This window comes from Rickettsia senegalensis (assembly GCF_056135685.1).
This window is the reverse complement of sequence record NZ_JBVYTQ010000002.1, coordinates 141,349-164,454: the sequence shown is the minus strand read 5'-3', so window position 1 is coordinate 164,454 and position 23,106 is coordinate 141,349. Positions and strand designations below refer to the sequence as shown.

Genomic DNA, 23,106 nt, shown 5'->3' with positions numbered 1-23,106 from the left:
ATGGAGCAGATCAAAAAATTAAAGATTTTAAAGGAAAAAGAGCTTTAGATTGGATAGCAGTGGATGCTAGTAGAAAATTATATGCTTCTGACGCAGAATATTATACTGCTTTATTTTTTTGCTCCGTTTGAAACTAAACAGAAAATTATAAAAGAAAGAAATAGCATTAAGAAAAGAAATAAAGAAAAGGAAAAAGAAATAAAAAAGCTTTGCAATTCCCACCGTTAAATTTTGGTAGAGTTTCTATTTATAGCTTACAAGTTAAGATAAAAACCTATTCTAATTTTTTTAAAATTTTTATAGCGTTATTGCTTGGGTACCACCCAGTCATTGCGAGCGACTGTAGACGTTTTTGCATGGCTCAAAAAGCCGGCTCTATGTCATTCTCGCGTAGGCGGGAATCCACCGTTGTCATACCGCGACTTGATCTCGGTACCCAAAAATACAACTTAAAAATACTAAATTTTAGTATTTTTAATTGGACCCCGTGGTCAAGCCTATAGTACCGGACATTTCTTTAAAAAATCTCGATGTCATCCCCGCGAAAGCGGAGACCCATATTAAAAAATCTTTAAAATTAAAGATTTTTTATTACATAGTTTTTTTAAAGTAAGGCTTTTAAAAAAAGCTTTACTTTACTGGATTCCCGCCTACGCAGGAATGACATATAATAAAAATTGTCCGGTACTATAGGCCGAGCCACGGGGTGACAGTCATTTTCTGGATTCCCGCGGTTGCTGGAATGACATAAAGAGCATTTACCGGTCCACGCAACAATGCCTGCTCGCAATGACGTTTTTATGTGATTTACATAAAACCGTCTAGTACAGCTAAATTCACAAAGCTTGATACAAGCAATTTTGTAGGACTCGTCTGTGCCCACGTACTGATGTACGCTTTGCAGACTCGTCCTTAAATTTAGCTTGTCTGAAGTTTTGTGAATTTAGTTGTATTATGGTTACTATACCCATATCCAAGGTTGAGCAGAATTTGCTAATATACCTTGGTTGATATCTTTAACTGAATATATTCTAATAAAATAACGATCTTCTCCATCCCATTTAGGACTATAGCTATCTCTTTTATGTAAAACCGTTTTATTGCTTAATACAACAATATCACCGGAAGTAACATATATATACGGCAACCCCCCCAAAAACAATCGACAAAAGGAGTAGAATTTTCTAGAAACAAAGGAGGAGATTCTATAAATGACAATATCAAAGCACAGTGATAGCCAAATCATGTCTATCTTAAAGCAAGCGAGCGGTGGGATGCCTGTAGCGTCTATACTGAGAGAGCACAAAATACCATCAGCGACATTTTATAAATGGAGATCAAAGTATGGTGGTATGGCTTTACCGATGATTACTAAATTAAAGGAGTTAGAATCGGAAAATGCACGGCTTAAAAAGATGTATGCTGAGGAAAGGCTAAGAGCTGATATATTAAAGGAAGTACTTGAAAAAAAGTTAGGAAGCCATCTCAAAGGCGGGAGATGGCTAAAATAATATCTGGAGAAAAAGATATTTCTATAAGGAGTGCATGCAAGATCTTTGGTGTCAGCGAAACATGCTATAGATATAAAAGGAAGCTATCATCTGAGGATGATATTATAGCAGGCCAGCTAATGCGTTTAGTAGGTGATCAAAAGAACTGAGGCCTTGGCCTCTGCTTTTTATATTTACGTAATATCAAAGGTTTTGGTTGGAATCATAAACGTGTATACAGGATATATAAGGAGCTAGCCCTTAATATGAGAATAAAGCCTAAGAAGAGATTACTTAGAGCAAAGCCTAAAAAGCTTATAGTGTCTAAAACAATAAATGATTGCTGGTCCATGGATTTTATGCACGATAGTTTAGAGAATGGTAGGAAATATCGTTTATTTAATGTGATTGATGACTTTAATAGAGAGAGCCTTGGTACTGAGACTGATTTTTTATTGTCAGCAGGAAGAGTTATCAGGTCACTAGATCAAATTATAGAATGGCGAGGTAAGCCAAAATCTATACGTTGTGATAATGGACCTGAATATATCAGTAAATTATTGAGCAAGTGGGCAAAAGAAAAGAATATCAAGTTATTATTCATTCAGCCAGGCATGCCTCAGCAAAATGCATATATTGAAAGATATAATAGAACTGTAAGATATGATTGGTTAAATCAGTATTTATTTGGTTTGTAATAGTTGAGATTTAATCTTACATTTAGTAAAATTAAGATAATATTAAATGGAGGATTAGAGATGAATCTAAATCAAAAAATAATAAAGCCAAAAATAGGATTACTAGAATTAGCTAGGAGTCTTGGTAGTATATCGTCAGCATGTAAAGCTATGGGTTACAGTAGAGACAGTTATTATAGGTTTAAAGAGTTATATGAAACAGGAGGAGAAGAAGCATTATATGAGATTAGTCGGAAGAAGCCAATTATAGCGAATAGAGTTGATCCTGCCGTAGAGAGAGCAGTATTAGATATGGCAATAGAATACCCCGCTTATGGTCAGCTGCGAGTATCAAATGAGCTTAAAAAGACTGGTATTCTTGTATCACCTGGAGGAGTTAGACCTATTTGGCTACGTAATGATTTAAATAATATCAATAAAAGACTTAAAGCATTAGAAGCCAAAATGGCTCAGGATGGTATTGTTCTTACCGAAGCTCAGTTACAAGTATTAGAGAAACGGCGTAGCGAGAAAGAAGCTCATGGTGAGATTGATACACAGCATCCAGGTTATCTAGGATGCCAAGACACATATTATGTAGGTAATTTTAAAGGCATAGGCAAGGTATATTCTCAAGTGTTTATTGATAGTTACACTCGGGTTGCAGAGGCTAAACTATATACTGATAAAACAGCACTTACCGCTGCTGACATGCTTAATGATAGAGTGTTACCATGGTATGAGAGTCAGCAAATACCAGTACTTCGTATTTTAACTGATAGAGGTGGTGAGTATAAAGGTAATATAGAACATCATGCTTTTGAATTGTTCTTAAGCATTGAGGGTATTGAGCATACTACTACTAAAGCATATTCTCCTCAAACAAATGGTATGTGTGAACGTTTTAATAAAACTATGAAACAAGAATTCTTTGATACTGCTATGCGTAAAAAGATCTATACTGATCTTGATGATCTACAACTAGATCTTGATATTTGGCTAGAATATTATAATAATGAAAGACCGCATTCCGGTAAATATTGCTATGGAAAAACACCTATGCAGACTTTTATGGATAGTAAAAAGTTAGCTGTTGAAAAGAATAACGAAATCTTATATCTTGAATACTCATCTGACAGTCATAACTTATCAGACATTCAGATATAATTTTTATAATGTCTGTAAGATTAAATCTTGACTTCTACATATGCTTTAGTAGTAGTATGCTCAATACCCTCAATGCTTAAGAACAATTCAAAAGCATGATGTTCTATATTACCTTTATACCCACCACCTCTATCAGTTAAAATACGAAGTACTGGTATTTGCTGACTCTCATACCATGGTAACACTCTATCATTAAGCATGTCAGCAGCGGTAAGTGCTGTTTTATCAGTATATAGTTTAGCCTCTGCAACCCGAGTGTAACTATCAATAAACACTTGAGAATATACCTTGTCTATGCCTTTAAAATTACCTACATAATATGTGTCTTGGCATCCTAGATAACCTGGATGCTGTGTATCAATCTCACCATGAGCTTCTTTCTCGCTACGCCGTTTCTCTAATACTTGTAACTGAGCTTCGGTAAGAACAATACCATCCTGAGCCATTTTGGCTTCTAATGCTTTAAGTCTTTTATTGATATTATTTAAATCATTACGTAGCCAAATAGATCTAACTCCTCCAGGTGATACAAGAATACCAGTCTTTTTAAGCTCATTTGATACTCGCAGCTGACCATAAGCGGGGTATTCTATTGCCATATCTAATACTGCTCTCTCTACGGCAGGATCAACTCTATTCGCTATAATTGGCTTCTTCCGACTAATCTCATATAATGCTTCTTCTCCTCCTGTTTCATATAACTCTTTAAACCTATAATAACTGTCTCTACTGTAACCCATAGCTTTACATGCTGACGATATACTACCAAGACTCCTAGCTAATTCTAGTAATCCTATTTTTGGCTTTATTATTTTTTGATTTAGATTCATCTCTAATCCTCCATTTAATATTATCTTAATTTTACTAAATGTAAGATTAAATCTCAACTATTACACTTAAAGATATAATCGGCGATATTATTGATCCGTGACCGTTCATTAGTGTTGAGTGCCTTATTGTTCCTCTTTGTTATCCTGTGGTCAAGCGGGTCTTGTTGCATGGTTCTTATGTCGTTCTTAGCTAAAAGCAGGAATCCAAAAAAAAGTATAAATACAGAAAATTTTTGAAATTAAAAGCTGAGATTATCTCGCTTTATGCTGGATTCTTGCTTCCGCAGGAATAACACCGAGTACTTTTCTTGAGCCATGCAACAACGCTAGTTACACGAACTAGGTGACAGCGAACAATCACCTTAACAAATCATTAATGCTTACTTTAGCTCTAGTAGCTTTATCGACTTGTTTTACGATAACTACGCAATAAAGTCCAGGCTTGCCGGCTTCCTTAGCAGGTAATACTCCGGGAACTACAACAGAATAAGCCGGAATTCTGCCGTAAATAATTTCACCTGTATCTCTGTATATTATTTTTGTAGAGCTACCAATAAACACTCCCATACTAATTACTGCTCCTTCTTCTACTATTACCCCTTCTGCTATTTCCGATCTTGCACCGATAAAACAATTATCTTCAATGATAACCGGCTTTGCTTGCAACGGCTCAAGCACCCCTCCTATTCCCGTACCACCTGAAATATGGCAATTCTTACCGATTTGAGCACATGAGCCGATAGTAGACCATGTATCAATCATTGTTCCCTCATCTATATAAGCACCTATATTAATGAAAGAAGGCATAATTACAACATTTTTAGCTATATAAGTACCGGTTCTAACAACAGCTCCGGGAACTTTACGTATAGCTGCTTTTTTGAATATATTTTTATCAGTATCCGCAGAAAATTTAGGAGCAACTTTGTCATACCAACTACTATAATTGTTATTATAAAGTTGCGATTCCGTAGTGATAAAATATAGCAATATAGCTTTCTTTACCCATTCATTAACTTCCCAACTATTTTCTTTCTTTTCACAAACACGAATTGTACCTTGATTTAAGCTTTCTATAATATCATTAAGTGTTTTTTTTAATGTTATAAGCTTTGAAGAATCTTGAAGAAGTTTGTCCTTAATTTGCCAAGCTTCTTCAATTTCTTTAATAAGAGAGGACATATCTTTTAACTGTTTTATTGCCAAAAATAATAAATGAGATTATCATGAAGTCAAACATAATAATTATAATTAACTATGTATATTACTTGCCCAAATTGCCAAACAAGATTTATCGTTACAAGCAATCAAATAGGTATTAACGGACGACGAGTAAAATGTTCCAAATGTAGCCATTTGTGGTATCAAAAATTAGACTATAATACTAGTAAATTAAATGACTTTAAAGATAAAGTAAACACGGAAACTATTAAAACTCCTATTAAAAATCATTATAATGCTAATGTGCCGGTTATTTTACCGTATATTCATACTAAGAAAAAATATAATATATCTTCAATATTATGGACTAGCTTTATAATTTTTTGTTTAGCGATATTACTAATAGATAGTTTTAAATTTTTAGGTAAATATGATCAATTAAAGATAGAAGAAATTAATTTAGGAAAATCTCATCATATAGGCGGTATGAAGATATTTTATAAATTATCTAATCAGTCTGATTATTTAATTTCTGATCCTATAATCAAAGTTAGAGTAATGGATAGTAATAATCAAGCTTTAGATGAATGTGTATCAATTACAAAGCTGCAAGCAAAAATCCCTGCAAAACAAGCAATATATCTAGAAATGAATATTGAAGGAATCCCTGTTACAGCAAAATATATTGATATTGCTATAGGTAATAGATTAGGGCTTTTATTTAAGTAAAGTCGGTTGCGTGGTTCAATTTCACCTCTGTCATCCCGTAGTCAAGCCACAGGGTGACACTGAGCCGTCATTGCGAGCGACTGTAAGGAGGGTGGCAATCTCATCAAATATCCTGAGATTGCTTCGTCAAAACGGTCGTGCCTCCGTATTGCAGTTTAGAGTAAATAGTCTATAATCCTCAAACAGTAATAAGAGAGAATTATAGTTAAGGAGTTATGGCAAAAATAGATGTTAAGTGTAGATATTGTAACAACACAGAAGAAGTAATAAAGTCAGGATATTCAATTTCAAAACAACAGAGATATCAATGCAAGCGGTGTAATCGATATTTTTAATTGGAGTATATTAATAATGCATCTAAGCCTGGAGTTAAGGAGCAAATAGTAGAAATGTCAATCAACGGCTCTGGAGTTAGAGATACAGTAAGAGTATTAAAAGTGGGTATCAATACAGTTATCCGTGTTTTAAAAAAATCTAGTATTAAAAAACAATAAATCATTCTATCAGTACAACAGAAGTAATTATTGCTCCTGAGATAGATGAACAATGGTCTTATGTACAGAATAAATCCATACAACGATGGCTTTGGTATGCCTTGGATAAGATTTCGTTAAAAGTAGTTGCTTATACGTTTGGTACAAGATGTGATAGCACATTAGAATCATTACTGAAAAAACTAGAGAATTTCAAGGTGACTTTTTACTATACAGATGGATGGGGGAGTTATGCTAGGTTATTAGACCCTAAAAAGCATATTATCAGTAAAAAATACACTCAACGGATAGAACGAAGTAACTTGAACCTTAGAACGAGATGCAAGAGGCTTGCACGTAAGACAATCTGCTTTTCCAAGTCATTGGATATTCATGATAAGGTTATTGGTACTCTTATTGAACGTATAGCTTTTTAATAGGCATAACTGCAATATGGAGGCATGACCGTCAAAACTTACATTTTCCCTCGCAATGACGGATAAACCGGTCCACGCATCAATGCCTCCTCGCAATGACGACTCGGTATTATCCACACAGGCAATGCTTAGGCTATGTAAGAACGTCACTTAAAAATAAAAATACCCATAAGCCGAAACTTATGGGTATTACTAAAGATATAATAATTTTTATTATCGCGTATTAGGAAACACCACAGCTTGAGCTATTAGTATCACTTGATACCATATTAACGATATCTGGAGCTTTAAATAATATAATGATTGCAGTAACTACTACTAAAGCTACTTCCCACTGCAATTTTCCTCTTAATGTTTGAATTCCCAAAACAATTATACCGACAACAGCTATACCTTTTGCAGTATTGCCTCTGAATACTAGAATTAACTTACATAATGCATCACCCACAGGATCGCCGACACTACTACCTAAGCTATCAAAAGCTACCATAATAATAGCCACGCTTAGAATAGTAAATAGTATGCGTAATGATAGATTATAATCGATTAATTCTTCGTTTAATTTACGAATAGGAAAGTTCATGTGTTTTACCTCAATAAAATAATTAGCATTTAAAAAATAATGTATAATTTATTTATATATAAATCAACTCCTAAATATATGCAATTTTAATTAATATGTAAAAATATTTTAAAAACACTTATTTTAAGTAACATTATAATCACATATAGTATAATTCAGCTTCCAAATATATAAACAAATGTAAATAAAAATAACCAAACCACGTCCACAAAATGCCAGTACCATGCAGCAAATTCGAACCCTAAATGTCCATTACCTTCTGTAGTAAAATCTCCTCTTTTTGCTCTAAAGTAGCAAACTATTAGAAATATAGTACCTATAATTACATGAGCTCCATGAAAACCCGTGGCTAAATAAAAATTAGAAGCATATATACCATCCGTGAATTTAAACGCCGCATGATAATATTCATATGTTTGCATAGTTGTAAAAAATATTCCAAGCATTATGGTAAGAGCAAGTGCAGTTACGCAATCTTTTTGATTTTTTTCTTCTAAGGCATAGTGAGCCCAAGTAACGGTAGTACCCGATAAGAGTAGTATTAAAGTATTGATAAAAGGAATATCAAATGGATCAAAAGTTTTAATTGCAGGTGGAGGCCAAATTCCCTGCTTTACAACCCATACACCGTCTAAAAGACCTACGGGTGATAGACTTGATTTAAAAAAAGAGGCAAAAAATACACCAAAAAATACTATTTCCGTTAAAATAAATAGTGCCATACCTATTTGTAAACCTTTTCTAACAGGACTAGTATGCTGATGTTCGACTATGCCTTCTTTCACTACATCTCTCCACCAAGAATATAAACAGTAACCTACTGAAATAACTCCTGCAGATAATATATATATATTAAATTTGTAGCCATGCATGAACGAGACACCGCCTATAACCAAAAGAAGTAAAGCAAAAGATGTTAGGACGGGCCAAGGGCTTGGGTCTACTATATGGAATAAATGCGATTTAGTCATAGGATGTGAATTTGGATTCATATTTTATTTTATCATTTTCTAATTATACTTACGAATAGATATACGACGATCAACTTGGAAAAGAGTAATAGGTCTGTAGGTCGAGGAGCAGAACGTATAGCAATATGTGAGCGTCCAAGGTCTTACAAAGACGAGATGGTCAATTTTTCAAGTTCTATCTTAGTATATAAATAAATATAAATTATTATTGATGTAAAAGCAAATTCTAGAAACAGATTATATAGAAAATATACCTCGTAACTCAGAATTACATTATTTATTATTAATGACAACTAAAATCCCTTGACTCTTTATATTATTCAACTAATATATAGACCGTTAATAATGTTTAAGCTCCATTGTTGCAAGACCAATCTGTCAAAACTTAATATTAAGTTATGCCAGGGGTCTATTATTATAAGTGAGTAAAATCATGAAGTATAATGGAGGTTGTTGTCTTACAGCAACGGAGCTTAACCCCTGGCACCTTTATTTATTAATTCTAGATTAGGTTTAGGTATAAATTAAATAAAGGAATTGTGAGTAGTATTAGCTTGTGTTTAATAAAAATAAAGATTTATTAATTCTAAAAAATACAAATGCAAAAAATAAAGAAAAAATTAGAAAAAAGTTTTTCTTTTCATCATCGTTTTTAATAATATTATTAATGTTTTTTATCATCTTCTTAATATCTTAGAAGTAAAATATTTCTAGATTTTTCAACTAATGAAGCTGTTAACTCTAAATTTTCTTACTTAAAATTATAGAGATACGACAAATTATCTTCACTATTTTACTAGTTATTTCTGCAAATACTGCCTCAGTACTATCATTCATTATAGCAATATTTTTATGTTCAATTTCATCAAGTCGAAATTTAATAATATTATTTAATAATTCCGGCTCAATATTTTTATTTTCTAAATAATTTATTTGTTGTCCATAATGTTTTTCTATTACTTCTTCTACACTCTCGGTAACAAGCATCGCTGTTTTTATTCCCGTCAAGGAAGATAAGGCACCAAGTAAAAATCCGTAATGATGCCAAAAAAATAATAAAAACGTGGGCCTTACTTCTTTTTCTAGTAATTTTTTTTCAAAATAATTTAAATGTACCTCTTCGTGTTCAAGCATTTCTTTAATTAATATATGATCATTCTGAGATTTGATATATTTTAGCTGCCCTTGATAAATTCTTTTTGCCCCATACTCTCCAGCATAATTAACTCTAATTATTTCGTGAATTTGTTTGTTAGGGTCAGAAAAATCAGGTCTTGGCATAATGTATACTCGTTTAATTTGAAAAATTGACTACGTCGTCTTATAAGAGTGCGAGTAGCCACGTATTAAGTATACGCTCTGCTCCTCGCCTTATAGTCTCCTTGCTCTTTTCCAAATTAAACCTCGTCTACTCTTCATTTACTTTAAAGTATACTTTGGAATAAATCGAAACCAGCAGGATTTAATTTATAATCTACCTCCGCTTGCTGTAACAGTTTTAAAGTCTGTAAACATTCAGTTAGGCTAAGACTGTTTACTATCTTTGTAAAATCATTAATATATTGATAGAAAATCGGTGGTGATAATGATCTTATTGCGAGCTCCAAACTCTCACCGTTTTTTATTTTCGACAAAACTATATATAAATTTAAATAATGCCTTATTAATGCTCTAATAATTAAAACTTCATTGATATTTTGTTTTTTTAATATCTCCAGCTCTTGTAGAAAATTACTATAATCTTTTTTTGAAAAATACATTGCTAAATCACTACCGTTTGCCGTAATTTCGCTACTTATAACTTTTAGAACATCGTTTAAAGTAATTTCTCTTCGATCATGAACAAAATATATCAATTTATTTATTTCGCTACAAATTAAATCATGATCACCTTTTAAATGAGCTTTTAAATAAGGGATAGCCTCTTTACTTATAATTTTATTAGTTTTTTCTACTTTACCTAAAATAATTCGTTCAATTTTTGCTTCATCATCATGATAACAAGCAACTGCCGCTAAATATTCTTCTGTTTCAAAAAACTTTTTACAGCTGCTACTTGAAGTAATTTCTTCCCCTATAAATACAGGAAAATTTACATAATCACTGCTTAGAATTGTTTTTAAATTCTTATCGATTGAATTCCCAACCGATCTAATTTTAATTAATTCTTTTTGACCAAAAAAATTAGGCGCATTAAGTAACATTTCTAAAGATGAAATATTAAGCTCTGAGTATTCTATAGAAGTTTGTAGCATATTTAAACTTTTTACTAAATGCTTACAAATTTTTTCTATATAGCCTTTATCAGGACCGTATAGTAAAAGAGCTCTAATCTTTCCGGCTTTTATTGGTCCAAATAATCTACCTATTTGTGAAAAATAAAATTTCATAGCTTAACTATGTCCGTGTAAAATATAAAATTAATCTGCTACGAATTTCTTCTGCTGCTTGATATGCCAAGTCTATTCCTGTTGCATCTCTTTCAACATTTGTTGCATATGGTGTAAAAATAGCATTATATGACGTGTTTTGGTAAAACTTCTCTTCAATTAAAACCTTTTGGCTTTCTATATCAATTAATTTATACCTAACTAATTGATTAATATATTCCCTTAAAACATTAGAGTTTTTTTCAATAGTAGCAGGCATAGTTGTTGCGATAAGCTCTGCTTTAAGCAGGTATTTTGCTTTTGCTTTCTGAGGTAAAATACTAGTTAAACGATGATAAAACTCAGCTCCTTCAATTGTTCTAATCGGTTCAACTGTAATCGCTTCTAAATCATTATTTCTACTGTATTTTTCACTATATACCGGTTTTAAATTACAACTACTCATTAGAAAGAATATAATTACTATAAATAAAGAACGCATATACTAGATTAAGATTGGTTTTTTATATTAATAACAGCTTATTTCGATTTTGTGAAAGAAAATTATAATAATTAGCATTTGTTAATACTTATAGTAATTATATATTAATTTATGTTGACATTTATAAATAAGACTTATATTGCCGCTTCAAAATAATTTTAAGGTATTAGATGTTATTGGATAAACTTATTACATTTTTTCAACGGAAATAAAAACAACATTAGTAAAAATAAAAACATATTTTTCTTTCCCCAAAAAAGTAACAAAAGCTTTTGAAACATCTAGCATAAACATAGATGAAGTAGATAAAGCTAAAACTGTAAAAATTACAAAAGAGGATTTAAAAAAATCTTTTGAGTGATATGAAGAAAAATTGGTAATATTAGCACAAAAACTATCACCACAAACATCAATTAGTAATGATGATTATAATTCTCAAACAGAGTATTGCCCATTGATAGGAGAAGATGGAAATATCAAATATATCCTTACTACTGAATTATAATTTTTAAGCTTAAAATGTAATAGTTGAGATTTAATCTTACATTTAGTAAAATTAAGATAATATTAAATGGAGGATTAGAGATGAATCTAAATCAAAAAATAATAAAGCCAAAAATAGGATTACTAGAATTAGCTAGGAGTCTTGGTAGTATATCGTCAGCATATAAAGCTATGGGTTACAGTAGAGACAGTTATTATAGGTTTAAAGAGTTATATGAAACAGGAGGAGAAGAAGCATTATATGAGATTAGTCGGAAGAAGCCAATTATAGCGAATAGAGTTGATCCTGCCGTAGAGAGAGCAGTATTAGATATGGCAATAGAATACCCCGCTTATGGTCAGCTGCGAGTATCAAATGAGCTTAAAAAGACTGGTATTCTTGTATCACCTGGAGGAGTTAGATCTATTTGGCTACGTAATGATTTAAATAATATCAATAAAAGACTTAAAGCATTAGAAGCCAAAATGGCTCAGGATGGTATTGTTCTTACCGAAGCTCAGTTACAAGTATTAGAGAAACGGCGTAGCGAGAAAGAAGCTCATGGTGAGATTGATACACAGCATCCAGGTTATCTAGGATGCCAAGACACATATTATGTAGGTAATTTTAAAGGCATAGGCAAGGTATATTCTCAAGTGTTTATTGATAGTTACACTCGGGTTGCAGAGGCTAAACTATATACTGATAAAACAGCACTTACCGCTGCTGACATGCTTAATGATAGAGTGTTACCATGGTATGAGAGTCAGCAAATACCAGTACTTCGTATTTTAACTGATAGAGGTGGTGAGTATAAAGGTAATATAGAACATCATGCTTTTGAATTGTTCTTAAGCATTGAGGGTATTGAGCATACTACTACTAAAGCATATTCTCCTCAAACAAATGGTATGTGTGAACGTTTTAATAAAACTATGAAACAAGAATTCTTTGATACTGCTATGCGTAAAAAGATCTATACTGATCTTGATGATCTACAACTAGATCTTGATATTTGGCTAGAATATTATAATAATGAAAGACCGCATTCCGGTAAATATTGCTATGGAAAAACACCTATGCAGACTTTTATGGATAGTAAAAAGTTAGCTGTTGAAAAGAATAACGAAATCTTATATCTTGAATACTCATCTGACAGTCATAACTTATCAGACATTCAGATATAATTTTTATAATGTCTGTAAGATTAAATCTTGACTTCTACACTTAAAATACTTTATAGGTAAGTTTTACATACTTATCGTTTTTTATTAAAGAACTCTCTACATCTTCCTTGCAAATCTAATACTCTATATTAAATTTACAAGGAAGAGGCTTGTCTAATAATTTACAAATTTTCTATACAATCTCCATTTATTGTATGCTTGGTGTTCCCAATTATAAGCATCTCATTTTTTAAATATTCGTGCATATCTTCTTCCCAACCTTTCCATGGCTTTATATTAAGCCGGTCTATAACATTTCCTTCATAATGTTGTAATATTGCTATTATTTCTGGTCGTGCCTCCGTATTGCAGTTTAGAGTAAATAGTCTATAATCCTCAAACAGTAATAAGAGAGAATTATAGTTAAGGAGTTATGGCAAAAATAGATGTTAAGTGTAGATATTGTAACAACACAGAAGAAGTAATAAAGTCAGGATATTCAATTTCAAAACAACAGAGATATCAATGCAAGCGGTGTAATCGATATTTTTAATTGGAGTATATTAATAATGCATCTAAGCCTGGAGTTAAGGAGCAAATAGTAGAAATGTCAATCAACGGCTCTGGAGTTAGAGATACAGTAAGAGTATTAAAAGTGGGTATCAATACAGTTATCCGTGTTTTAAAAAAATCTAGTATTAAAAAACAATAAATCATTCTATCAGTACAACAGAAGTAATTATTGCTCCTGAGATAGATGAACAATGGTCTTATGTACAGAATAAATCCAGACAACGATGGCTTTGGTATGCCTTGGATAAGATTTCGTTAAAAGTAGTTGCTTATACGTTTGGTACAAGATGTGATAGCACATTAGAATCATTACTGAAAAAACTAGAGAATTTCAAGGTGACTTTTTACTATACAGATGGATGGGGGAGTTATGCTAGGTTATTAGACCCTAAAAAGCATATTATCAGTAAAAAATACACTCAACGGATAGAACGAAGTAACTTGAACCTTAGAACGAGATGCAAGAGGCTTGCACGTAAGACAATCTGCTTTTCCAAGTCATTGGATATGTAGAAGTCAAGATTTAATCTCACAGACATTATAAAAATTATATCTGAATGTCTGATAAGTTATGACTGTCAGATGAGTATTCAAGATATAAGATTTCGTTATTCTTTTCAACAGCTAACTTTTTACTATCCATAAAAGTCTGCATAGGTGTTTTTCCATAGCAATATTTACCGGAATGCGGTCTTTCATTATTATAATATTCTAGCCAAATATCAAGATCTAGTTGTAGATCATCAAGATCAGTATAGATCTTTTTACGCATAGCAGTATCAAAGAATTCTTGTTTCATAGTTTTATTAAAACGTTCACACATACCATTTGTTTGAGGAGAATATGCTTTAGTAGTAGTATGCTCAATACCCTCAATGCTTAAGAACAATTCAAAAGCATGATGTTCTATATTACCTTTATACTCACCACCTCTATCAGTTAAAATACGAAGTACTGGTATTTGCTGACTCTCATACCATGGTAACACTCTATCATTAAGCATGTCAGCAGCGGTAAGTGCTGTTTTATCAGTATATAGTTTAGCCTCTGCAACCCGAGTGTAACTATCAATAAACACTTGAGAATATACCTTGCCTATGCCTTTAAAATTACCTACATAATATGTGTCTTGGCATCCTAGATAACCTGGATGCTGTGTATCAATCTCACCATGAGCTTCTTTCTCGCTACGCCGTTTCTCTAATACTTGTAACTGAGCTTCGGTAAGAACAATACCATCCTGAGCCATTTTGGCTTCTAATGCTTTAAGTCTTTTATTGATATTATTTAAATCATTACGTAGCCAAATAGATCTAACTCCTCCAGGTGATACAAGAATACCAGTCTTTTTAAGCTCATTTGATACTCGCAGCTGACCATAAGCGGGGTATTCTATTGCCATATCTAATACTGCTCTCTCTACGGCAGGATCAACTCTATTCGCTATAATTGGCTTCTTCCGACTAATCTCATATAATGCTTCTTCTCCTCCTGTTTCATATAACTCTTTAAACCTATAATAACTGTCTCTACTGTAACCCATAGCTTTATATGCTGACGATATACTACCAAGACTCCTAGCTAATTCTAGTAATCCTATTTTTGGCTTTATTATTTTTTGATTTAGATTCATCTCTAATCCTCCATTTAATATTATCTTAATTTTACTAAATGTAAGATTAAATCTCAACTATTACATTGGATATTCATGATAAGGTTATTGGTACTCTTATTGAACGTATAGCTTTTTAATAGGCGTAACTGCAATATGGAGGCATGACCTTATTTCTTTATTAGTGTTATAAAATGACGGAGTAAGACCTGAAGCATCTTTTTGTATTACTAAAGTAGGTTTCGCCTGTAATAGGATTTCAATAATTTCTTTATTATTATCAACCCCTGCAATTGCTGAATGTAAGACCGATAAGCCTTGAGGGGTACTAGAATTTATAGAATCTGGATTTAATTTTAATATCTCTATTACTAAATCTTTTTTACCATGCTCAGCCGCTTCATGTAATAAGGCAGTGGGATTATTTTCAATACATACCTTTAATGCACTATTAAAAGCTTTTATGCCGCTTTTTGTTTTATCTTTAAATCACACTTCCAGCTCTTCTATATCACTCTTTACCGATGCAGGTTTCATTTCTCTCTCTGAATCGGGGGAATCTAGGCTTGGAGTTTTATATTGACTTAAAACTGATGTAGATAAAGTAGGTATTTTTTGTTTTCTCATTAATTTTCCTAAATTTATAAGTTATTAATTATTTTAGAAGGGATTGTGAATTAGTGGTGGATTGATGCCATTGCCCACATGGATACCACCCCGCCATTGCGAGGAAAATTATATAGTAATTTGACGAAGCAATCTCAGGAATTTGTTATTATTCATGAGATTGCCACGCAGCCTATGGCTGCTCGCAATGACGACTTTAGTATCCACGTAGGAATATTATAGTATAGTGAACAACACTGAGCCAATTTGCAATTCTCCTAAAATTAAGATTATAAATTTAGGAATAATAACGCAACAAACCGAGTTGAATTGATTGCAACTTAATTGATTAAGAATTGTTAATTTATCACAATCGATTAGTTACTGAAGTTTTATATTTTCCATATCCCAATCATGAGAAACAGTATTATACTTTAATATATAAGGCTTGGTATCTATAGAATCCAAGGTTACATCGGCAATCATATCATCATGTGATGAGATAAGTTCGTTATAACCGAAATTAGCGTAATAAGGTTGATAATTTTTAAATCTAACCGTTATAAATTTCTCTTTAGTAATAGCAGGTAAGAATTTCACCAAATCATCAAGATTACTTAAAGCCAAATCTTTCATCTCAAAAATTTGTAATCTATAAACATTTTTATAATCTTTGGTAAAGAATGTCGGTATAGAGCTGAAACTACTACCGGATTGAACGGAAGCTATACTTAAAGCTTTAAGTGGAATGCCTGATTTATTACTAAAATAATCATCGACTTCAAAAAATACTGCACCGCCGAAATTTATCATTTTAGAGATTTTATTATTGTTCACATCATATAAATCCACTGACTGCTCTAACTTTTTGCCGTCACGAAATATAGTAAGTTTAATAGCTATTCCTTTAAAATTATCCATTTCTCTATCAAATAATGCTAGATTGCCGCCGAGTTCCTTATCATTTACTGCCCAAATAATATCACCGGCTTTTAAAGATTTTTCAGCAGGCGAACCGGCTAAAACTGCCTTAACGCTTATCACCCTATTTCTACTGTCAGGAAACTTATTTATATATTTATCCATTTCTTCTTTAGGGAAATTATGATGTCTAACTGCTTTATTTAAAGAATATAACTCGCTTATTATTCCTATATGCTTTCTGTTTGGTTGTTTATTATTCTTTAAACTTTCTAAGGTGCGAGCTACATAATCACCGTGCAGTGCTAGAGAATGAGTTTTACCGCCGCCGTATAATACTCCTATAGCCTCAATTTTATCGTTTAATACCGGTGAACCGCTAGCACCGCCGGTACTATTTAAATTAATAACATAAGTACATTGCGGCATTAAACCTTCAATATTATAAAGATCGGACAAATAACCGGTATGGAAAGAAAAGCCTTTTGCCTCTGTGTTACCGACTACGAAAACCTTCTGATTTAATTTTGGCAACTCGCTTGAGAAAGCTATTTGTGTAGCGGATGCCGGTATATCTTTGCTCTCTACTTTTAGAACGGCATAATCTTGCCAAATATCGTAATAGATAAGTTTTGCTTCCGCCTGCTCGCCATTATAAAAAGTAACAAAATAAGTTCCGATAGACGCACCGCCGACAACATGAGTATTAGTAATTATATAACCGTTGTTCTTATCGTTAATAAATCCCGTTCCTGTCCAACTACTTGTATCATCATATGCAGATACGGCAATTCTAGTATCAATTGTTACGATTGCTTTCTTCGCTTTTTCAAATATAGCACTGCTTGCTTCAGAAGATGCTAAAACTATATTATTTAGGAAAACTAAATTAATGATAAATAAAAGTTTTAGTAAAATCGGTAGTTTTTTCATTTTCACCTCTTGTAAAATCATTTAAGCCGCACTATATCAAATAAAAAGTCATAATAAAATAAAAAAAGAAAACGAGGAATCTTATGGGAAAAGTAATAGGTATCGACCTTGGGACTACCAACTCTTGTGTTGCAGTCATGGAAGGTAAAGAGCCAAAAGTAATAGAAAATTCAGAAGGCGAGAGAACTACGCCGTCAATAATAGCTTTTGCAAACGGCGAAAAATTAGTCGGGCAGTCTGCTAAGAGACAAGCAGTAACCAACCCTCGCGATACTATATATGCGGTAAAGCGATTAATCGGTAGAAATTTCACCGATCCTATGGTTAAGAAAGACCAAGATATCGTACCGTATAATATAGTTAAAGCCGATAACGGTGACGCATGGGTCGAAGTGGATAACAATAAATATTCACCAAGCCAAATTAGTGCCTTTATTTTACAAAAAATGAAAGAAACCGCAGAGAATTATTTAGGCGAAAAAGTAACACAAGCAGTAATTACCGTGCCTGCTTATTTTAATGATGCACAGCGTCAAGCAACAAAAGATGCAGGTAAAATAGCAGGTCTTGAGGTCCTTAGAATAATCAACGAGCCGACTGCCGCAGCTCTTGCTTACGGTTTTGATAAATCGGCAAGTAAAACTATTGCAGTATACGATCTTGGCGGCGGAACATTCGATGTTTCAATTCTTGAAATCGGCGATGGTGTTTTTGAAGTAAAATCAACAAACGGTGACACATTCCTTGGCGGTGAAGATTTCGATACAAGAATATTAAACCATTTAATAGATGTATTCAAAAAAGAAAGCGGTATAGATTTACGTAATGATCCTTTAGCACTTCAACGTTTGAAAGAAGCGACAGAAAAGGCTAAAAAAGAGCTATCTTCCGCAGTAACTACCGATATTAATTTACCTTATATTACAGCTGATAGTACAGGACCAAAACATTTAAATATTAAATTCACTAGAGCAGAACTCGAAAAATTAGTAGATGATTTAATTGAAAAAACTGTTGAGCCTTGCCGTAAAGCGTTAAAGGATGCAGGTTTAAAAGCTTCTGATATTCAGGAAGTAGTACTTGTCGGCGGCATGACTAGAATGCCGAAAGTACAAGAAGCCGTAGAGAAATTCTTTGGACGCGCACCGCATAAAGGCGTAAATCCTGATGAGGTTGTAGCACTTGGTGCTGCTATTCAAGGAGGAGTACTTAACAAAGAAGTAACGGACATATTATTATTAGACGTTACGCCTCTATCCCTTGGTATTGAAACCCTTGGCGGCGTATTTACAAGATTAATCGATCGTAATACTACTATACCTACTAAAAAAAGTCAGGTATTCTCAACTGCTGACGATAATCAGCATGCCGTAACTATTAGAGTGTTTCAAGGTGAACGTGAAATGGCAGCTAGTAATAAATTACTTGGTCAGTTTAATCTTGAAGGCATACCTCCGTCGCCTAGAGGTGTTCCACAAATAGAGGTAACATTTGATATTGACGTTAATGGAATAGTGCATGTTTCGGCTAAAGATAAAGCAAGCGGTAAGGAGCAGAAAGTAACTATTCAGGCTTCCGGTGGTCTTAGCGATGCCGAAATCGAACAAATGGTTAAAGATGCTGAGCAGAATGCCGATGAAGATAAAAAGCGTAAGGAACTTATTGAAGCGAAAAATGCCGCCGATAGTTTAGTTTATTCTACTGAAAAGAGTCTTACGGAGTATGGTGATAAATTATCATCAGAAGATAGAGGAGCTGCTGAAGAAGCACTATCTGCTTTAAAAGCTGTTCTTGAGTCAGAAGATGCTGCTTTAATTAAAGAAAAGACAGAGAGCTTAACTGCAGCTAGTATGAAAATCGGTGAAGCAATGTATAAAGTGCAAAGCGAAAGCCAACCTGCTGAAGAAAATACTGCTAACGATGGAAAAGTAGTAGATGCCGATTTTCAGGAGGTAGAGAAGAAGTAGAAGTAATTTCGTCATTGGGCGTGGGCATCCCCCGTCATTGCGAAGAGCGAAGCGACGCGGCAATCTCGGGCCAAACTCCTGAGATTGCTTCGTCAAATTACTATGTAATTTTCCTCGCAATGATGTTACAATTTCATTTTATAAATTAAATTATGTCACAAGATTATTATCAAATACTAGGCGTTAGTAAAACAGCTAGCCAAGCTGATCTTAAAAAAGCCTACCTTAAGCTAGCCAAGCAATATCACCCTGATACTACTGACGCTAAAGATGCTGAAAAGAAATTTAAAGAGATAAAGAGTGCTTATGATGTTCTAAAAGACGAGCAGAAAAGAGCCGCTTACGACCGCTTTGGGCATGATACTTTTCAAAATCAACAGTCACGAGGGGGAGGAGGAAATCACGGCGATTTTCATCCTGATATTAACGATATTTTCGGCGACTTCTTTAGTGACTTTATGGGAGGTGGTAGAAGAAAGCCTACATCAAGTAAGGCTAGAGGTTCGGATTTAAAATATGATCTGACAATTAACCTAGGGGAAGCATTTCACGGTATAGAAAAAAATATCAGCTTTTCTAGCGAAGTGAAATGTGATACTTGTCACGGCAGCGGTTCTGAAAAAGGTGAAACCGTAACAACTTGTGATGCTTGCGGCGGTGTTGGAGCGACTAGAATTCAGCAAGGGTTCTTTACGATCGAACAAGCTTGTCACAAATGCCAAGGTAACGGACAAATTATAAAAAATCCTTGTAAGAAATGTCATGGCATGGGACGTTACCATAAGCAACGAAATTTATCGGTAAATATTCCTGCCGGTGTCGAAAACGGTACTAGAATAAGACATACCGGAGAAGGAGAAGCGGGTATTAGAGGCGGAAATAGCGGTGATTTATACGTTGATATAGCAATAAAACCACATGATATTTATAAAGTAGACGGCGCAAATTTACATTGTAAACTACCTATTAGTTTTGTAAATGCTGCTCTTGGAGGAGAGATAGAAGTACCGGTAATTGAAGGTGGGAAAGTCAACTTAACAATTCCGGCAGGCACGCAAAACGGTGATCAATTAAGGCTACGCAGCAAAGGTATGTCTAAAATGAGGTCAACTATTAGGGGTGATATGCTTACACATATTCATGTCGAAGTACCTAAAAATTTATCTAAAAGACAACGTGAACTACTAGAAGAATTCAAAAAAGAATCCATAAATGAAAAAGAAAATGATGGTAGCTTTTTTAATAAAATGAAAAGTCTATGGTCATGAATTTTATTTAACTTTCCTATAAAAATGAAACCTCCGATGTTATAAAATATTATAGTCATATGTCATTCCCGCGTAGGCGTTGTTGAGTGGAGATTAAAAAAAGTGGTCGTGCCTCCGTATTGCAGTTTAGAGTAAATAGTCTATAATCCTCAAACAGTAATAAGAGAGAATTATAGTTAAGGAGTTATGGCAAAAATGGATGTTCAGTGTAGATATTGTAACAACACAGAAGAAGTAATAAAGTCAGGATATTCAATTTCAAAACAACAGAGATATCAATGCAAGCGGTGTAATCGATATTTTCAATTGGAGTATATTAATAATGCATCTAAGCCTGGAGTTAAGGAGCAAATAGTAGAAATGTCAATCAACGGCTCTGGAGTTAGAGATACAGTAAGAGTATTAAAAGTGGGTATCAATACAGTTATCCGTGTTTTAAAAAAATCTAGTATTAAAAAACAATAAATCATTCTATCAGTACAACAGAAGTAATTATTGCTCCTGAGATAGATGAACAATGGTCTTATGTACAGAATAAATCCATACAACGATGGCTTTGGTATGCCTTGGATAAGATTTCGTTAAAAGTAGTTGCTTATACGTTTGGTACAAGATGTGATAGCACATTAGAATCATTACTGAAAAAACTAGAGAATTTCAAGGTGACTTTTTACTATACAGATGGATGGGGGAGTTATGCTAGGTTATTAGACCCTAAAAAGCATATTATCAGTAAAAAATACACTCAACGGATAGAACGAAGTAACTTGAACCTTAGAACGAGATGCAAGAGGCTTGCACGTAAGACAATCTGCTTTTCCAAGTCATTGGATATTCATGATAAGGTTATTGGTACTCTTATTGAACGTATAGCTTTTTAATAGGCATAACTGCAATATGGAGGCATGACCACATAATATATTAGATAAAAATTTTCAAAAATATTTAAATGCTTTATTTCATGTAAAGAAATATCATGACTGTAAAAATGAAAAATTTGAACATAAGTTTTATAATGCTTATATTAATGCTGAAGCAGTTAACCAGCCAGTTTTATCTTTAAAAATATTGTCATTAGCTACAGTTAATAACTTCTTTAATACGGATGATTTAATTAACGATAATATGATAAAAGATGTACTTACTCGATGCGATATTAATTTATTAGGAAATAATCCGCTTATAGAGGAGTCTACTATATGATTTTATTGTAAACACCAACAATTTATATCATGTTATTAATTGAATCCTTGAAATTCTTTAAGCCTATATGTATATTTAGTTATTAACTGAATTTAAGTTCCTATGAAATTAACAAAATTATTAAGCATCTTTTTTATTATAGGCCTATCTTTAAGTGGCTGTAAAAGCAAAAAAAACAGTGATGATATAGTAGTTCCTATACCTACGCTTTATAACGAAGGTGTTACTTTGTTAGAAAAGAAAAAATATAAGAAAGCTGCGGAAGAATTCGGAAGAGTATTTTACCAACATCCAGGTAATGAAATGACGCCGCAAGCTGAATTGATGCAGGCCTATTCTTTATTCCTTGCCGCTCAATATGAAGAAACGGTTGACGTACTTGATATGTTCATTAATTTGCACCCTGCAAATGTTGACATTGCTTATGCATATTACCTTAAAGCATTATCATATTATATGTTAATTTCAGACGTATATCATGATCAATCTAGAACTTTCTTAGCTAAAGATAGTTTTGAAGATGTAATAGCAAAATTCCCAAATACTAAATATGCTATTGATTCATCTTTAAAAATCGACTTAGTAAACGATCATTTAGCAGGTAAAGAGATGATGGTAGGTCGGTTCTACTTAAAGAATAAGAATCCGATGGCAGCAATTAACAGATTTGAAGAGGTAATTGATAATTATCAAACTACTTCTCACTCGGTAGAAGCTCTTTACCGTTTAGCTGAAAGCTATATGATGCTTGGGCTGCCGGATGAAGCAAAGAAATACGCCTCGGTGCTAGGTTATAATGATCCTGATAATCAGTGGTATAGTTACGCATATAAGTTGGTTAAGTAGTAAGATATTCATGGTTCTTAAAAAATGTTCGATGTCATTCCCGCGGCAGCGGGAATCCAGTACTTTAAAGCTTTTTTTAAAGCTCGATTTATCTCACTTTACGCTGGATTCCCGCTTCCGCGGGAATGAAATAAACGA

At 33.2% G+C, this 23,106-nt stretch carries 18 protein-coding genes and 5 pseudogenes; 11 read left to right on the top strand and 12 right to left on the bottom strand.

All coding sequences use genetic code 11. From position 1 onward, the window contains the following. Positions 1-961: 961 nt before the first annotated feature. Positions 962-1,156, bottom strand: coding sequence for a hypothetical protein (locus AC0ODJ_RS08560; protein WP_474465999.1), 195 nt, complete (start codon positions 1,154-1,156; stop codon positions 962-964). Positions 1,157-1,211: 55 nt separating this feature from the next. On the opposite strand from AC0ODJ_RS08560, the pseudogene AC0ODJ_RS08555 reads away from it, so the two are divergent. Both AC0ODJ_RS08555 and AC0ODJ_RS08550 read left to right on the top strand, forming a co-directional pair. After that, positions 1,212-2,179: pseudogene (locus AC0ODJ_RS08555) on the top strand (IS3 family transposase); the annotation flags it as partial. A gap of 69 nt (positions 2,180-2,248) precedes the next feature. Then, positions 2,249-3,334 (top strand): IS481 family transposase, encoded by a 1,086-nt coding sequence (locus AC0ODJ_RS08550; protein ID WP_474465632.1) that lies wholly within the window; start codon positions 2,249-2,251, stop codon positions 3,332-3,334. 38 nt (positions 3,335-3,372) lie between these two features. Here AC0ODJ_RS08550 and AC0ODJ_RS08545 read toward each other — a convergent pair. Next, positions 3,373-4,164: pseudogene (locus tag AC0ODJ_RS08545) on the bottom strand (helix-turn-helix domain-containing protein); the annotation flags it as partial. Positions 4,165-4,521: 357 nt separating this feature from the next. Continuing rightward, positions 4,522-5,346, bottom strand: coding sequence for a 2,3,4,5-tetrahydropyridine-2,6-dicarboxylate N-succinyltransferase (gene dapD / locus AC0ODJ_RS08540; protein WP_218459902.1), 825 nt, complete (start codon positions 5,344-5,346; stop codon positions 4,522-4,524). Positions 5,347-5,421: 75 nt separating this feature from the next. Here dapD and AC0ODJ_RS08535 point away from each other — a divergent pair, with 75 nt between their 5' ends. Further along, on the top strand, positions 5,422-6,054 hold the full coding sequence (locus AC0ODJ_RS08535) for an MJ0042-type zinc finger domain-containing protein (RefSeq protein WP_474465997.1): 633 nt from the start codon (positions 5,422-5,424) through the stop codon (positions 6,052-6,054). A 215-nt stretch (positions 6,055-6,269) separates the two neighbouring features. After that, a pseudogene (locus AC0ODJ_RS08530) lies at positions 6,270-6,964 on the top strand (IS1 family transposase). A 223-nt stretch (positions 6,965-7,187) separates the two neighbouring features. Here AC0ODJ_RS08530 and AC0ODJ_RS08525 read toward each other — a convergent pair. The 5 genes from AC0ODJ_RS08525 to AC0ODJ_RS08505 form a co-directional block, all read right to left on the bottom strand. After that, complete coding sequence (locus tag AC0ODJ_RS08525) at positions 7,188-7,547, bottom strand: TrbC/VirB2 family type IV secretion system protein (protein ID WP_218460577.1); 360 nt, start codon at positions 7,545-7,547, stop codon at positions 7,188-7,190. Positions 7,548-7,702: 155 nt separating this feature from the next. Continuing rightward, positions 7,703-8,539, bottom strand: coding sequence for a cytochrome c oxidase subunit 3 (locus AC0ODJ_RS08520; protein ID WP_218460576.1), 837 nt, complete (start codon positions 8,537-8,539; stop codon positions 7,703-7,705). Positions 8,540-9,259: 720 nt separating this feature from the next. Further along, positions 9,260-9,799, bottom strand: a complete 540-nt coding sequence (locus tag AC0ODJ_RS08515; RefSeq protein ID WP_218460575.1) for a demethoxyubiquinone hydroxylase family protein — start codon at positions 9,797-9,799, stop codon at positions 9,260-9,262. Between the two features lie 143 nt (positions 9,800-9,942). After that, the gene (holA, locus tag AC0ODJ_RS08510) at positions 9,943-10,908 is read right to left on the bottom strand and encodes a DNA polymerase III subunit delta (protein ID WP_218460574.1); all 966 of its coding nucleotides are present in this window, start codon (positions 10,906-10,908) and stop codon (positions 9,943-9,945) included. Between the two features lie 7 nt (positions 10,909-10,915). Then, entirely contained in the window at positions 10,916-11,389 is a 474-nt protein-coding gene (locus tag AC0ODJ_RS08505; protein WP_218460573.1) for a hypothetical protein, read from the bottom strand. Between the two features lie 170 nt (positions 11,390-11,559). Here AC0ODJ_RS08505 and AC0ODJ_RS08500 point away from each other — a divergent pair. The 3 genes and pseudogenes from AC0ODJ_RS08500 (at position 11,560) to AC0ODJ_RS08490 (ending at position 14,125) form a co-directional block, all read left to right on the top strand. Then, positions 11,560-11,894 (top strand): annotated as a pseudogene (locus tag AC0ODJ_RS08500) (hypothetical protein). A gap of 80 nt (positions 11,895-11,974) precedes the next feature. Continuing rightward, positions 11,975-13,060, top strand: a complete 1,086-nt coding sequence (locus AC0ODJ_RS08495) for an IS481 family transposase (RefSeq protein ID WP_121834048.1) — start codon at positions 11,975-11,977, stop codon at positions 13,058-13,060. Positions 13,061-13,472: 412 nt separating this feature from the next. Continuing rightward, positions 13,473-14,125: pseudogene (locus AC0ODJ_RS08490) on the top strand (IS1 family transposase). Between the two features lie 34 nt (positions 14,126-14,159). Here AC0ODJ_RS08490 and AC0ODJ_RS08485 read toward each other — a convergent pair. From AC0ODJ_RS08485 to AC0ODJ_RS08470, 4 genes are all read right to left on the bottom strand, one after another. Next, positions 14,160-15,245, bottom strand: coding sequence for an IS481 family transposase (locus AC0ODJ_RS08485; RefSeq protein WP_121834048.1), 1,086 nt, complete (start codon positions 15,243-15,245; stop codon positions 14,160-14,162). Between the two features lie 96 nt (positions 15,246-15,341). Then, positions 15,342-15,656 (bottom strand): ankyrin repeat domain-containing protein, encoded by a 315-nt coding sequence (locus tag AC0ODJ_RS08480; RefSeq protein WP_474466029.1) that lies wholly within the window; start codon positions 15,654-15,656, stop codon positions 15,342-15,344. Positions 15,657-15,713: 57 nt separating this feature from the next. Continuing rightward, the gene (locus AC0ODJ_RS08475) at positions 15,714-15,851 is read right to left on the bottom strand and encodes an ankryin (protein WP_218460225.1); all 138 of its coding nucleotides are present in this window, start codon (positions 15,849-15,851) and stop codon (positions 15,714-15,716) included. 360 nt (positions 15,852-16,211) lie between these two features. Then, positions 16,212-17,705: a S1C family serine protease gene (locus AC0ODJ_RS08470; RefSeq protein WP_218460223.1), complete on the bottom strand. Its 1,494-nt coding sequence runs from the start codon at positions 17,703-17,705 to the stop codon at positions 16,212-16,214. A gap of 62 nt (positions 17,706-17,767) precedes the next feature. Between AC0ODJ_RS08470 and dnaK the strand changes: the two genes are divergently transcribed. The 4 genes from dnaK (at position 17,768) to AC0ODJ_RS08450 (ending at position 22,968) form a co-directional block, all read left to right on the top strand. After that, positions 17,768-19,651: a molecular chaperone DnaK gene (gene dnaK / locus AC0ODJ_RS08465; protein ID WP_218460222.1), complete on the top strand. Its 1,884-nt coding sequence runs from the start codon at positions 17,768-17,770 to the stop codon at positions 19,649-19,651. Positions 19,652-19,803: 152 nt separating this feature from the next. Beyond that, a complete protein-coding gene (gene dnaJ / locus AC0ODJ_RS08460) occupies positions 19,804-20,919 on the top strand; it encodes a molecular chaperone DnaJ (protein WP_218460221.1) in 1,116 nt (371 codons plus the stop codon). A gap of 186 nt (positions 20,920-21,105) precedes the next feature. Beyond that, a protein-coding gene (locus AC0ODJ_RS08455) for an IS1 family transposase (RefSeq protein ID WP_474465985.1) occupies positions 21,106-21,800 on the top strand; the annotation gives its coding sequence in 2 pieces (ribosomal slippage) (positions 21,106-21,379 and positions 21,379-21,800; 696 coding nt in all). A gap of 424 nt (positions 21,801-22,224) precedes the next feature. Then, positions 22,225-22,968, top strand: a complete 744-nt coding sequence (locus tag AC0ODJ_RS08450) for an outer membrane protein assembly factor BamD (protein WP_218460234.1) — start codon at positions 22,225-22,227, stop codon at positions 22,966-22,968. The last annotated feature ends 138 nt before the right edge of the window (positions 22,969-23,106 follow it).

What these genes read in the sequence shown, in the direction of transcription:
- AC0ODJ_RS08515 (WP_218460575.1), bottom strand. Translation starts at nt 9,799, where the DNA reads ATGCCAAGACCTGATTTTTCTGACCCTAACAAACAAATTCACGAAATA.
- AC0ODJ_RS08470 (WP_218460223.1), bottom strand. Translation starts at nt 17,705, where the DNA reads ATGATTTTACAAGAGGTGAAAATGAAAAAACTACCGATTTTACTAAAA.
- AC0ODJ_RS08450 (WP_218460234.1), top strand. Translation starts at nt 22,225, where the DNA reads ATGAAATTAACAAAATTATTAAGCATCTTTTTTATTATAGGCCTATCT.
- AC0ODJ_RS08475 (WP_218460225.1), bottom strand. Translation starts at nt 15,851, where the DNA reads ATGAGAAAACAAAAAATACCTACTTTATCTACATCAGTTTTAAGTCAA.
- AC0ODJ_RS08535 (WP_474465997.1), top strand. Translation starts at nt 5,422, where the DNA reads ATGTATATTACTTGCCCAAATTGCCAAACAAGATTTATCGTTACAAGC.
- AC0ODJ_RS08485 (WP_121834048.1), bottom strand. Translation starts at nt 15,245, where the DNA reads ATGAATCTAAATCAAAAAATAATAAAGCCAAAAATAGGATTACTAGAA.
- AC0ODJ_RS08550 (WP_474465632.1), top strand. Translation starts at nt 2,249, where the DNA reads ATGAATCTAAATCAAAAAATAATAAAGCCAAAAATAGGATTACTAGAA.
- AC0ODJ_RS08505 (WP_218460573.1), bottom strand. Translation starts at nt 11,389, where the DNA reads ATGCGTTCTTTATTTATAGTAATTATATTCTTTCTAATGAGTAGTTGT.
- dnaJ (WP_218460221.1), top strand. Translation starts at nt 19,804, where the DNA reads ATGTCACAAGATTATTATCAAATACTAGGCGTTAGTAAAACAGCTAGC.
- AC0ODJ_RS08495 (WP_121834048.1), top strand. Translation starts at nt 11,975, where the DNA reads ATGAATCTAAATCAAAAAATAATAAAGCCAAAAATAGGATTACTAGAA.
- holA (WP_218460574.1), bottom strand. Translation starts at nt 10,908, where the DNA reads ATGAAATTTTATTTTTCACAAATAGGTAGATTATTTGGACCAATAAAA.
- dapD (WP_218459902.1), bottom strand. Translation starts at nt 5,346, where the DNA reads ATGTCCTCTCTTATTAAAGAAATTGAAGAAGCTTGGCAAATTAAGGAC.
- AC0ODJ_RS08525 (WP_218460577.1), bottom strand. Translation starts at nt 7,547, where the DNA reads ATGAACTTTCCTATTCGTAAATTAAACGAAGAATTAATCGATTATAAT.
- AC0ODJ_RS08520 (WP_218460576.1), bottom strand. Translation starts at nt 8,539, where the DNA reads ATGAATCCAAATTCACATCCTATGACTAAATCGCATTTATTCCATATA.
- dnaK (WP_218460222.1), top strand. Translation starts at nt 17,768, where the DNA reads ATGGGAAAAGTAATAGGTATCGACCTTGGGACTACCAACTCTTGTGTT.